3 protein-coding genes are annotated in these 14,022 nt (G+C 62.4%); all 3 read right to left on the reverse strand.

Annotation, left to right across the window (positions count from 1 at the left end; genetic code table 11):
* Positions 1–3: 3 nt before the first annotated feature.
* The gene (locus tag IM299_RS15815) at positions 4–2,199 is read right to left on the reverse strand and encodes a type I secretion system permease/ATPase (protein ID WP_028014148.1); all 2,196 of its coding nucleotides are present in this window, start codon (positions 2,197–2,199) and stop codon (positions 4–6) included.
* Positions 2,196–3,599: a TolC family outer membrane protein gene (locus IM299_RS15820; protein WP_041908566.1), complete on the reverse strand. Its 1,404-nt coding sequence runs from the start codon at positions 3,597–3,599 to the stop codon at positions 2,196–2,198. The genes IM299_RS15815 and IM299_RS15820 overlap by 4 nt, the downstream gene beginning before the upstream one ends.
* A gap of 80 nt (positions 3,600–3,679) precedes the next feature.
* Positions 3,680–13,786, reverse strand: coding sequence for a BapA/Bap/LapF family large adhesin (locus IM299_RS15825; protein WP_193357793.1), 10,107 nt, complete (start codon positions 13,784–13,786; stop codon positions 3,680–3,682).
* Positions 13,787–14,022 lie beyond the last annotated feature (236 nt).

Raw genomic sequence — 14,022 nt, forward strand, 5'->3', positions numbered from 1 at the left:
ACGTCACGCTGACTGATTTTCATTTTTCCACTCCCGTCCGGTTGCTGCCTGCTGCTGTTGCTGCATGCGGCTGTTGTTCAGCGCCTGCGCTTTTGGCGCGTCCATGACCAGCATCCCATCTTTCAGCACGACCACGCGCTCCACCAGCTCCAGCACCGGCACGCGGTGGGTGGCGACAACCAGCGTCCGGTTGCCGAGCCACGCCCCCAGGCGCTGGATAAATTCCCGCTCGGTGTGCTCGTCAAGGGAAGCGGTCGGCTCGTCCATCAGCACGATATTCGGATCGCGCAGCAGCATCCGCGCCAGCAGAATCGACTGCCGCTGCCCGCCGGACAATCCCACGCCGTTCTCCATAATCGGGTAGTCCAGCCCCTTTGGCAGCTTCTGCACAAAGCTGGCCGCGCCGCACATCTCCAGCACCTCGAAGATCTCTTCGTCGGTGGCGCGCGGCATGCCGAGGGTGATGTTCTCGCGCAGGGTGCCGTAAAACAGCCGCGCGTTCTGGGTCATAAAGCCAACGTTTCGCCGCACGTCGGCCACGTCCAGATGCGGCAGGCTGAGGTTGTCGAGCCGCAACTCGCCGGCCGCCAGATCCATGCCGCCCGCCATCGCCTGCAGGAGAGTGGATTTGCCCGCGCCGTTACGCCCGAGGATCGCCACTTTCTCGCCCGGCCTGATCTCCAGACGGTTAATGCGCAGCGCCATGCGCGGATCTTCCGGCTGATAGCGGAACTGCGCCTGCTCGAAAAGATAGTGTCCGCGCAGCACGTCCTGGCGGATCGGCGTCTCTTCACGCTGATTTTCAGTAGGAAGCTGCATAATACTGTCCAGCCCCTCTTTGGCGGCTTTCACCTGCTGCCAGCGGGCGAGTACGCCGCACAGCGTCGCCATCGGGGCGATCATCCGCGAGGCCAGCATTGAGGCTGCTACCACCGAGCCGGTGGTCAGCGTGCCGTCAATCACCATCGGCGCGCCAACCACGATCACGGCGGCGTAAACCAGGCTCTGAACGGTCATCCCCCAGCTGATCAGGTTCTGGGTCAGCTCGCGGGTGCGCAGGCCGGATTCCGCGGTGATCTGGATATAGCTGTTCCACTGCTGCAAAAAGCGGTTCTCCGCCTGCATCAGCTTGATGTCCTCCAGCCCCTGCACGCTCTCCACCAGAACCGCGTTGCGCAGGGTGGATTCATGCGCCGACTGCTTCGCCAGCTCCGCCAGCTTCTTTTGCAACAGCAGGCCCGGCAGCACCATGATCACTGCCGCCACCGGGGCGATCCACGCCAGCTGCGGGGCGATGATCGCCAGCACCACCACAAACAGGAAGAAGAAGGGCAGATCGACAATCGTCGAGATGGTGGAAGAGGTGACCATCTCGCGGATCTGCTCCAGCTCGCGCAGCTGGGAGATAAAGCTGCCGGTGGAGCGCGGAATGGCGCTGTGGCGCAGCCGTAACGCGTGGCCGAACACGCGATCCGAGACGCGCAGATCCGAGCGTTTGCCCAGCAGATCCATAATGTGCCCGCGCGCGACGCGCAGCACAAAGCCAAACAGGGTGGCGATCAGCACCCCGATGGTCAGCACGTAGAGCGTCGGGTAGGACTGGGCGGGGATCACCCGGTCATACACCTGCATGGAAAAGACAATGCCGGAGAGGGAGAGCACATTGATAAACAGCGCCGCCAGCATCACCCAGCTGTAGGGACGCAGGTCGCGCATCACCAGCCGGTAGAGCCAGTCCGGACGGTACTTTGAGATGTAGGCGTCCACGCGGCTGTCTTTCAGCGCGGCCAGCGGACGCAGGGCGATAACGTGGCGGATGGCGGGCAGCATTGCGCTCATCGACAGGCGGTTGGTGTATGTCTTGTCGTCGAAAAAGCTGACCTCGAGCGTATCTTCTCCGTCGAAATTCTCGATCACGCCGATTTTTCCGTCGTTCAGCGCCACCACCACCGGCAGACGCCAGCTGTTGATCGACTGCTGATCGGCCGTCAGCAGCTGGAACGTCAGCCCGGCTTCACGGGCAAGCTGAGTCAGTGCGGGCACCATCGGTTTGCCTTTCAGCCACGGCGCGCCCGCGACGAGCGAGCCTGGCGAACAGGCAACGCGGTAGCGCGTGGCGACAAAGCCAAACGCCTGAGCCCACTGCTCCAGCGCCTCATCCGTCATCGTTTCCCCCTGCGGGATGTCGCGTTGCTTCATGGCTGGATCTCCACGGTCTGGATGGTGCGGTTATCAAGATCGAACGCATGACGCAATTGCCCGGTGTTATAGAGGCAGTTGAGCTGCAGCTGATGCAGCTGACCGAGGGTCTGCTGCTGGGTAAAGCGCGCCTGATAGACCTCCTGCTCGGCGTTGAGCACGTCCAGCAGCGGGCGCGAGCCGAGATCGAGATACTGCTGCTGGTAAAGCTCGCGGGTGCGGGCGCTGAGCGCCTCCTGGCGGCCCTGAATTTGCAGCGTGCTTTGCAGGCTCATGACCTGGCTGCGGGCCTCCAGCAGCTTCTGGCGGACATCGAGGCGCGTGCGCTGAATGGTCGACTGCGCCGCTTCCACCGCGTGACCGGCGGCGTTGCGTCGGGCGGTGAGTCCGCCGCCCTGATAGAGCGGCATCTGGACTTTCACCCAGGCGGAATATTGGGTGCGGTCCCGCGTTTCGTTACCCGCGTAGCGATCGTTCAGGTAGTGACGAACTTCCGGCTCCAGCGAGACGGTTGGCGTCATCTGCGCGTCGGCGTAGTCAAGGTTAGCCTGAGCGACGTTCGCCTGTGCCCAGGCGGCGAGGACCGCAGGCACCAGACGATCGTCCGGCTCAGCGATATCGCAGCTGCGGGCCAGCTTCTGCGGAAAGTCATTGCTGATATCGTTCAGGCTGTTCCAGCCGAGAAAGCTCATCAGCGTGGCGCGGGCGCTGTCGAGGCTGGCCTGATACTGCATCAGCTGGGCGCGCGCCCCTTCAATGCGCGCGTCGGTCTGCACCACGTCAGACAGGGAAGTGGCCCCTTCGTCGTTACGCTGGCGGGTCAGGGTGCCTATTGATGAGAGGGCGTCAAGCTGCTCTTTGGCGGTGTCGACCATCTGCTGCCAGGTTTGCACCTGCACCATGGCGATAGCGGTATCGTGGGCGATGGTGTCGATGCTGACCAGCACGTTGGCCTGCTGCTGGGCGACCCCGGCGTTTTCGGCCCGCACCTGGCTTGCCACTTTGCCGAAGTCGTAGAGCATCTGTGAAAGAGAGAGCACCAGCGACGGCGTAAAGCCGTTCTGGTCGCCGTCGTGGGAATACCCGTTGTCCATGCCGGCGTTGATTTGCGGATAGTATTTCGATTTGGCGACGTCGACCTCTTCATTCTGTTCGTAGAGTTTGCCCACGGCTTCAGCGATCGCCGGGTGCCAGGTGACGGCGCGATTAACGGCCTCGCCAAGCTGTAGTGAACCGGGAGCGGCTTTGCCTGCCACCGGGGCGACGCGGCCATTCAGTGAGGGGAGTTCCTGCGTTTCGCGGAGCTGTCCGGTATTGATGGTTGCCGCCGGGTTTGCCGCGATGGCGGGTACAGATATCAGGCAGCACGAGAGCCACCAGTAAGGCATCTTTATTCCCATGTCTTGTCCCTAATAAATAAGTACAGCTTTATTATTTATGCCCGGGCGCTGTGCGCCCGGGTCATGTCCTGCAGGTGCTATCAGGTAATGATGTGTTGCTGGTTCACAAGCTCGTCGTACGTGGTCTGCACGTTATCAAGCGTAACGAGTGCAGTATTAGTGTAGGTGCTCCCTGCGCCGTCACGGTCGATGGAGATCACAGTGTTGCTACCGCTTTGCGTGACATTGATATAATTCCCCAGCGAGGCGGTATTACCGTCCCAGCCCACCAGCAGATCGCCAATGTCGATCTTGTCTCCCTGCGCCAGGGAGAAGTTCGTCCAGTGGTCGCCGCCGGCGCTGGTGATGTTGCCCCCCGTCGCGTTGCCCGCCGTGCTGTTCAGCACCTGATAAATCAGCGTGTCGCCGTAGGCCGTACCGCTAATCACATCGTTATGCTCCGAACTGATAAATTTCGGCGCCATGTTGATGGTCAGCGACGCGGTGTCGGTGGTGCCGTTGGCATCGGTCAGGGTGTAGTTAAAGACCTCCTTCGTGGTAATGGTAGAGAGCGATATCCCCGGGTTGAGCGTATAGGTGTAACTCCCGTCTGCGGCAATCGCCAGCGTGCCGTAGTGACCCGTGATGCTCGACTGCGTGCTGCCGGTGTAGGGATCCAGCGTAGTGGTAATGCCGTCGTAGCCGGTAATGCTCACGCGGGTATCCACCGAGTGCAGTTGATCCATCGTCCCTGCGGAACCGGTGCCGTCGAAAATGTTGCCGTCAACGGTGTGGGTGCCCGTGGCGTCGAACTGCGACAGCGAGTAGCTTGTGCCGGTGACGCTTGGGGTGATGGTGATATTTCCTACTCCCAGCGGCCCCATTCTGCCGGTATAGCTCAGGGTGTAGGTCCCCGCCTCCAGGTCGAGACCCGTCAGGTTGACCGTTGCCGTGCCGCCCAGCAGCAGCCCGCCGTTGAACGAGCCGGTTCTGACGGTGGTGGCGCCGTTGGTCAGCGTCCAGTCAACCGTCAACCCTGTAAGCGTCAGCAACGAGGCGACGTTAAACGACAGCACCACGTTGTGCAGCGCGGTATTGGCATCCACCACGAAGGTGCCGGAGCCGGAGCCCTGGGTTGAAGCGAGCAGCGCGGCGTTCCAGCTCGCCGACCCGACGGTTGTATCCGAGTACGCGGCGGTGTGGTGTACCGACGTCACGTCCATCGCGGTGCTGACATCATTCACCGCATTCATCGGCTGCGCGGTTGGGGTGATGTTGAGCGAAGCCGTGTCTTTCGTGCCGTCCGGCGCGGTAATGGTGTAGACGAAGGTATCCGGGGTGCTGATGTGGTCAACGCCGACGCCGCTATTCAGGGTGTAGGTGTACTCCCCGGCCGCGTTGATGCTCAGCGTGCCGTACTCGCCGGTAATGTTCGTCAGACCGCTGCTGTTCACCGCTACGCCGTTAACCTCCGTCACCAGCGTGCCGACTGGCGCAATATCATCTGACAGAACGTCCCCGGTAGTGCTCGCGCTGACGCTCGCCACGCTGTAGACATGATCCTGCAGCACGTCCAGCGTGTAGGCCGTCAGGGCGGTGATCCCCGCAGCCGTATTCAGCAGGAACAGGTACTCACCGGCCGGCAGTTGCAGCGTCAGCTGAGGCGAGGTGCCGCCCAACAGCGGCGCGCGCAGCCAGCCTGGTTCAACGCGCATCTGCTCGAAGGTCTGGGTCGCGTTGTTGAACTTGTAGACGTACAGATCAAACACCGACGCCAGCGCCACGCCGCCCACGGAGGCCTGGATGGTCATGGTGCGGGTAGTGCCTTCCTCCACGTTATAGATGATAGGATTGGTCATATCGTCCAGCAGGTTCAGCCCCAGCGTGTTGCCGAGATTGATCCCCACCAGGGTAAAGCCGCCCTGGGACGACGTACCGTTGTCAATCGCGTTGACGGTGGTATCGAAGGTCAGCGAGTTCGTATCGTCAACCGCGACAATACCGCTGGTGGCGGTACCGGTGCCCAGCGACAGCACCAGATTCGCCGACGCGCTGACGCCGTTATGCGTGATGGTGTAGCTGAAGCTCTCCGTCCGGCCAATCACCGATGCGCTGGTGTTGGTCAGATCGTAGGTGTAACTGCCGTCGCGGTTAATGGTCAGCGTACCGTACTGACCCTGGATCACCGTGCCGTCGGCAGTGACGCTGGTGGTGACACCCTGGGCGTTGGTGACGGCCGTGACCGTTGCCCCTGCCGGAGCGTTATCGCTGCCTGCGGTTGGGTCAACGTCGGTGATCACGTTACCGCCGAGGCTGGTGTCGCCCGTAACGGTGCCCGGCCCGGTCTCTTTCACTGCCACGTCGAGGCTGGTGTAGGAGCCGGTTGCCAGCAGGTTGGTGTTATAGCTCAGCACGCGGTAGTTGCCGTCCGCCAGCCCGGTCAGGTTCAACGACACGCCGGTTGCCCCCAGGGTCAGCAGGTCGGCAAACTGCGGCTGTCCGGTATCGACTACGGTAGTCCAGGTGTTGTTAACGGTGTCAAAGCGCTGAACCACCAGCTCAAGGGTGTTGAGCAGAGAGAGCACCGCGCCCGTGGCGTTGGCGTTCACGACGATATCCGCGCTGCCGCCGCTGCCCACGGTGAAGTTGACCTGAGCGGTGTCATTACCGAGCAGCGTCAGGACGTTGCCCACGGCACCGACCAGCAGGAAGCCGTAGTCGCTGTACTGGCTGTTGGTGACGGTGGCCGTGGTGCTGAGATCCAGCTCTTCGACATTATTGCTGGCGGAGAGCGGCACCACTGGCGCGAGCGCCGAGCCGGGCTGCGAGATATTGCCCGCCGCGTCGGTGGCGGTGATTTGCAGCGTCTGGCCTTCAGTCTGTTTGTTTACGAAGGTGTAGCTGTACGTGCCGTTGCTGCCCGCTGTGGTCGTGACCGTCGAGCCGTCCGTGAGTCGGATGGTGACGGTACTGCCTGCTTCAGCATTCCCGGTTAATACGCTACCGTCGGCGTTGAAGGTTCCGGTTGGGGCCGTTGGCGCGGTCAGATCGACGATAATCGTCGTCACGGCCGATGCCGGGCTGGTGTTGCCTGCGGCATCGGTGGCCGTGGCGGTGAAGTTGTGGGTGCCCTGCGTCAGCGTGGTGGTTTCCGGCAGCGTCCAGTTGCCATTGCCGTCGGCGGTGACGGTGCCCACCAGCGTGATGCCATCGTAGATCCGTACCGTTGCATTCGCTTCGGCGGTCCCGCTCAGCGCCGGACGCGTGTCGTTGGTCGGGTTGGTGCCGGTTACCGGGCCGATGACGCTACCGACATCATCAATTACCGAGCTGATGACCGGCGCTGCCGGGGCAAGGGTATCGACGTTAATCGTGTACCCGGCGGTTGGCGCGCTGGCATTGCCCGTCGCATCGGTGGCGGTAAAGGTCAACGTATGCGGGCCGTTGCCCAGCGCCGGAGAAGGCGTATAGCTCCACGCCCCGCCGGTGGCGATCACGCTGCCGATCTGCACGCCGTTATCGAAGATTTTCACCGTAGAACCCGCTTCCGCCGTACCGCTGAGGGTTGGCTGCGCGTCGTTGGTTATTCCTCCGTTCGCGACTGGCGTTGCCGCATTGCCGACGTCATCCAGAATGCTGTTGAGCACCGGCAGCGCTGGCGGCGCGGTGTCAATCGTCAGACTGAAGCTTGCGGACGACGCGCTGGTGTTGCCTGCGGCATCCGTAGCCTGCGCGGTGAAGCTGTGCGCCCCCTCTGTCAGCGTGGTATTGAGTAAGATACTCCAGCTGCCGCTGCCGTCTGCGGTGCCCGTCCCGACCAGCGTGGTTCCCTCATAGATATTCACGGTGGCAAACGGTTCGCTGGTTCCGACCAGCCGCGGTACGGTGTCGTCGGTCGTCTGCCCGGACGTGATTGGCCCGGTAATGCTCCCCACATCGTCAATCGCCTGGCTGATAACCGGCGCGGTGGGTGCCGTGCTATCGACAACCAGCGTAAAGCCTGGCGAGGCGGGGCTGATGTTCCCTGCGGCATCGGTGACCGTGGCGGTCCAGGTGTGGCTGCCAGCCGCCAGCGGCGTGGACGGCGTAAAGCTCCATGCACCGGTACCGTCAGCCAGCGCGGTGCCGACAGGCTGCCCGTTTTCATAGATAGTGACCGTGGCGTTGGCCGTCGCGGTGCCGCTCAGCGTTGGCGTGGTGTCGTCGGTGCTTTGCCCGGAAGTGAGCGGGGTTTGAATACTGCCCACGTTATCTGCCGCCGCTGAAATGACCGGCGCAGACGGCACGCCCGTATCCACCGTCAGGTTAAACGGTGCCGTTGCAGTACCCACGTTGCCCGCCGCGTCGGTGGCGTTGAAGGTAATGGCATGCGGTCCGTCGATCAGATCGGTACCCGGCGTGAAGGTCCAGCTGCCCTGGGCATTGACCACGGCGGTGCCAATTTCGTTGCCATCAACAATCACGTGCACCGTAGAACCCACGTCGCCCGTACCGTTGAAGGTCGGACGCGCGTCGTTAGTGCTGTTACCCGACGTGAGCGTCCCCGTGGTCGGTGCGACATCGTCAATCACGCTGGTCACCACCGGCACGCCGGGGCCTGCGGTATCGACGGTGAAGGCGAAGACCGACGAGTTCGCTGAGGCGTTGCCCGCGGCATCCGTTGCGTACGCGCGCAGGGAGTAGCTGCCGTCGTTCAGCGGCGTGGTCGGGGTGAAGGACCAGTTACCGTTTACGTCGACGGTCGTCGTACCCAACTGCGTACCGTTATTCATGATGTAGATGGTGCTGCCTGCCTCTCCGGTGCCGCTAATCGTTGGGGTGTTGTCGTTGGTCGCCTGCCCGCTGGTGAGGTTGCCCGTGACGCCGCCAGGGACGTTATCACTTACCGTATCCAGCGTTGGAACCGTCGGCGCCGTGAGGTCAACCACCACGCTCCACGGGGCGGAGACCAGGCTCAGGTTACCCTGCGGATCGGTTGCCTGAACCGTGAACGCGTGTGGCCCTTCGACAAGCGCGGTCTCTGGCGTAAAGCTCCACGCGCCGGTGTCATCAGCCGTAACCACGGCAATCTGGGTAGCGCCATCGAAAATGGTCACGATGCTGTTTGCGTCCGCTGTCCCCGAAAGGGTTGGCGTGGCGTCGTTCGTTTCGCTGCCGCTCGCTACCGGGGTGGCGGTATTGCCCACATTATCCGTTACGCTGGTGATGACCGGCGTGGTGGAAATGGAATCCACCACGATGGTGAAGTCCGCCGAAGGACCGCTCTGATTTCCCGCCGGATCGGTCTCGCGGATGGTCAGAACATTACTGCCTTCTGGCAGGGCGGGCGTGGTGTAGCTCCAGGTGCCGGTATTACCAACCACCACGCTGTCCAGCAGCACGCCGTTGTTATAGATGGAGATGGTATCACCCACCGCGCCGGTGCCGGTGAGGGTCGGCTGGCTGTCGTTGGTGGCCTGGCCGCTGGTCAGCGGACCGGTGACAGGGCCCACGTCGTCAATGACCGAGCCAATAGTTGGCGTGCCCGGCGCGGTCAGATCGACGGTTACGCTGGCCGCCGGAGAGCGGCCGCTGGTGGCACCGTTGAGGGTCGCAGTCACCTCAAAGGTGTGCAGCCCCTCGCCAAGCGCGGCCGGCGTATAGCTCCAGTTGCCGCTGCCGTCGGCGGTCACCGTTGTTAATGGCGTCGTGCTACCGTCCTGATAGATAGTAATCACGCTGCCCGCTTCGGCCGTACCGGTAAGCGTTGGCGTGGTGTCGTTGGTGGTTTTGCCTTTCACATCGCCGGTGACCGGGTCCACGTCATCGACAATAGCCGTAATGACGGGTACCTGCGGCAGCTCAAGCGGCGAGTCGGTGACGATAAAAGGCACGTCAGCGCTGGCATTTCCTGCGGCGTCCGTGGCGGTCACGGTCAGCGTGGTTGGATCCAGCTGCGCCGGGCTCAGCGCAATGGAGAAGCTGCCGTCGCTGCCGACAACGCCGGTACCAATGACCGTGCCACCGCTGTCTTTCACGGTAATGGTGCTTCCCTCTTCACCGGTACCGGTCAGCGGTGTCCCTTCATCAGCCAGGAGCATGTTGCCCGGATCGGCCGGGGCGACGGTATCGACCGTCACGCTCAGCGGTGCTGAACTGCCAGAGAGGTTACCCGCCGGATCGCTGGAAGAGACGGTGAAGGTATATGTAGCATCCGGCAGCGTCGCGTCGGCAGTCCAGCTCCAGGTGCCATCCGGCTGCACTGTTACCGTCACGGCAGATGGCGTGCCGTCTACGGAAACGATCACGGTAGTTCCCGGCTCACCGGTCCCGGTAAGGGTTGGCGTGCCGTCCTGAGTATACAGCTGGTTGTTGGACAGCTGGCTGTCAGCAACGGCGCTAATGACGGGGATTTCCGGCGCAAGGGTATCGAGCGTGACGGAAACGACCGGGCTCGGCGCGCTGACGTTACCCGCGGCATCGACTCCCGCAACGGTGATGTTCAGCAGGCCGTCCTGCTGTGGTGGCAGGACAAAGCTCCATTCTCCGTTAACGACATCGACACTTCCTACCTCAACGCCGTTGTTGTAAACGATGACCGTGTCGCCAGTCGTGCCGGTACCTCCGACGGTTGGCGTCGCATCGGTGATTAAGCCCCCATTCGGCTGGCCCCCGACGGCGTCAAATACCGGGACATCCGGTGCTAAGGTATCCACGGTAATCGTAATCGCTGGCGACGGGTCAGAGACGTTGCCCGCCTCATCGGTGGCGGTGGCGGTATAGACGTGGCTGCCTTCCCCAATATTACTGTCAGGACGCCAGCTCCAGTTGCCGTTGCTGTCTACCGTCACGGTGCCCACGATGGTCGGTGTGCCGTTAACGGTATCAGTGATGTTGATAACGTCATTCGCCGTACCGGTGCCGCTCAGGACCGGGCGCGGATCGTTGGTGGTTCCGCCATCGGGAACGGGGCCGGTTATCTGGCTGACGCTGTCGGTAATCACCGGTGCTGCTGGTGTTGTTGGCGCATCGGTATCAATGGTGATGGTGACCGGCTGCGACGGGGCGCTTTCGTTGCCCGTGCCGTCCATATTGGTGACGGTCAGGGTAATGTCATAGGTGCCGTTAGGCAGCGGGGTAGCTGGCGTCCAGGTCCAGTTGCCGGTGCCGTCCACGAGCACATCATCAAGCTTGACCCCACCGTTGTAGATGGTCACGGTATCGCCCGGATTGCCGGTGCCGCTCAGGGTCGGCGTGGTGTCGCGGGTGGTTTCTCCCGGGTTCAGCGGCGTTTCTGTGCCGTCAGGATTGACGGTGATTGCCGGGATCTCCGGCGTGGCTGGCGGAACGGTATCTACCGTCAGTTCAAACGGCGTTGAGATGGTGGTATTGCCCGCGGCATCTGTGGCATGCACCGTCAGCGTATGCGGGCCGTCGGTGAGCGGGATAACGGGGGTAAAGCTCCAGCCGCCGCTGCCGTCGAGGGTCGCGGTGCCGAGCAGGGTGGTACCGTCATAAACGGTAATCACCGCATCTGCCGGCGCGGTGCCGCTCAGGGTCGGCGTGGTGTCGTCGGTGGTGTCGCCGCTGGTAAGCGGCCCGTTAACGCCGCCCACGTCATCGGTTACGGTGGCGATGGTGGCCGCCGCTGGCGGTGTGGTATCGACGGTCAGGGTGAAGCCGCCTGACGGCTGGCTGGTATTACCCGCTCCATCGGTGGTGACGGCGGTAAAGGTATAGGTGCCGTTAACAAGCGGTGTGGTTGGGGTATAGGTCCACGTGCCGCTGCTGTCGATCACAATTGTCGTGAGATCGACGCCGTCCTGGCGGATGGTGACGGTTGAGCCCGGCTCCGCGGTGCCGTTGAGCGTCGGCGTGGTGTCATTGGTGCTGTCGCCAGAGTTGAGCGCGCCGAGGCGCTCTGGCACGTCATCCACCACCTGGGTAATGACCGGCGCATCAGGAGCAACGCTGTCAATGATGATGCCCCAGCTGTTGGAAACGTCGCTAATGTTGCCCGCCGCGTCAGTTGCGACGGCGGTCAGGGTATGTTGACCCTCAGCGATCGGGGTGTCCGGAGTAAAGCTCCACGCGCCGAGGCCATCGGCGACGGTGGTTCCAATATCAACCCCATCCACGCGGATGGTGACTGTGGCGTTGGCCGCGGCGGTACCGCTGAGCGTCGGGGTTGAATCATTGGTGGTCTCATTGAGGTCGAGCGAGCCGGTTCGTCCGGGCACATCGTCAACGACCTGCGTAATCACCGGGGCGGCCGGTGCCGTCCCGTCGACGATAATGGTCCACGCGTTCGATTGTCCGCTCGGGTTACCGGCGGCATCCGTCGCCGTTGCCGTCAGCACATACGTCCCATCGGCCAGCGGTGAGGGCGGCGTAAAGCTCCACAGGCCGGATGAGGGGACGGCCACCGTGCCGATGATATCGCTGCCGTTGAAAATCGTGATGGTCGAACCGGGTTCGCCCGTGCCGTTCAGGGTCGGTGCCCGGTCGTTGGTCAGCCCATTCTGGTCCACGGGACCGGTTGTGTTCAGCACGTCGTCAATCACCGACACGATAACCGGGGCCTGCGGAGGGGTGATATCCGGCGCTGCTGCGGAGGTTGCTGGCCCCGTGTTGCCCGCAGCGTCGGTGGCGTCTGCGGTCAGGATTTCGCCGTTGAGCTTAGGCGGGGTCAGCGTCAGGCTAAAGTTGCCCTCGCTGTCGGCCACTGGGGTGCCAAGGATAGCGTCGCCTTCACGGATGGTTACCGTGCTGCCAGGCTCCGCGGTGCCGGTGATGGTGCCGCCATCATTCGATACGACGAGGTCGCCGGGGGCCAGCGGCGGCGTGGTGTCGACGGTGAAAGTGATAGGCTCTGATGGCGCGCTCTGGTTTCCGGCTGCATCGGTTTCAACGACGGTTATCGTGTGCGTCCCGTCCGGGAGCGGGCCGTCTGGCGTGACGCTCCAGGTGCCGTTCGGCAGCACTGGCGTGGTTTTTATGGCGACACCGTTATCGTAGATAGTGATTGTGCCACCGGGCTCGCCCGTTCCCGCCAGGATCGGCTTTGACGCATCGGTAGGCGTGCCTGCGGTTATGGTCCCTCTGATCGCACCCGTGTCGTCGGTCAGCACAATCGCGGTCGGCGCGGTCGGCGGGGTAAGATCCACGGTGAGGGTAAATACCGGTGAGGCCGGTCCGAGGTTGCCGGCGGCGTCGGTTGCCCGCACGGTAATCTGGTGGGTGCTTTCAGTCAGATCGGTTGACGGGGTAAATGTCCAGGTGCCGTTGCTGGCGACGAGCGCCGTGCCAATGGCGACTCCGCCGTCATAGATGGTTACGGTGGAGCCCGCCTCCGCAGTGCCGCTGAGCTGCGGACGTGGATCGTTGGTGCTGCCGCCGTTTGTGACCGACCCCGTTTGAGGATCAATATCGTCCGTCACGCTGCCGATCGTTGGGGCATCGGGTGCGGTGAGATCCGGCGCCGTAATCGTTGTGCCCTGGCTGGTATTCCCGGCCGCATCCGTCGCGGTGGCGGTCACCTGTTCGCCGTTGGTCAGCGGAGTGCCGAGAGACACGGTAAAGTTGCCGTCACTGCCGGTTTTTCCGGTGCCAAGGACGTTGCCGTACGCATCTTTCAGCGTGATGGTACTGCCGGGCTCGGCGGTACCGGTGACGCTTTTACCGTCCGACGAGAACTGAAGGCTGGAGGGTGCATTCGGCGGTGTTGTATCCGGGTTGGTAGGATCGACTGGCGTACCGGGGTTAGGGTTAGGATTGTTGTTATTCCCATCATCGTCATCCCCGCCGCCGCCACTGGAGCTTGCCACCGCCGCGATGGCGCCAGCCGCGACAATGCCGCCCAGCGCCCACGGCCAGATGGCGGCACCACCTGCATCACTCCCGGATGCGGCCAGCAAGGCGTCCGTGGACGCGATGGATTCGTACGTGGCGGCTCCGGTGGGATCTTCAATCCACCATAACGCACCGTCACTCTCCTGGAGCACCAGCTGGCTCACGCCCTGCGCGTCGGTGACATAGAAGTTTTTAAGGGTGATCACTTCCCCTGAGTGCAGTGTCACCACCAGATCGTTACCACTTCGCGCGAAGTGGGAGACATCGGCTCGCTCTACATGAAGCTCAACGATAGAGGAATGGCTCAGCGTAACCTGTGTGCCTTCCGTAGTCGTTTCCACGCCAGTGAGTTTTGATATAACAGAGATTTGGCTCATTTAGGTATTACTCCAGCAGAGTTATCGTGAACGACGAGCAAGACGAGCCATCTCTGGAGAAGGTAAAGGGCGCCCCCGGCGGAGTTACTGTTTATTAAACAGCACTCACCGTCTTTTTTAGAGCGAACGATGCCCGCCAGGACTCAGAGTGGCAACATCAGAGCGAATGTAATTACTTATCAGACAGAATGTTTGCTATGCGTATTTTGTGCCTTATAAAACCCTGTAATTAATAG

This window comes from Enterobacter cloacae complex sp. P47BA, from assembly GCF_014930485.1.
Taxonomy (GTDB): domain Bacteria; phylum Pseudomonadota; class Gammaproteobacteria; order Enterobacterales; family Enterobacteriaceae; genus Enterobacter; species Enterobacter bugandensis.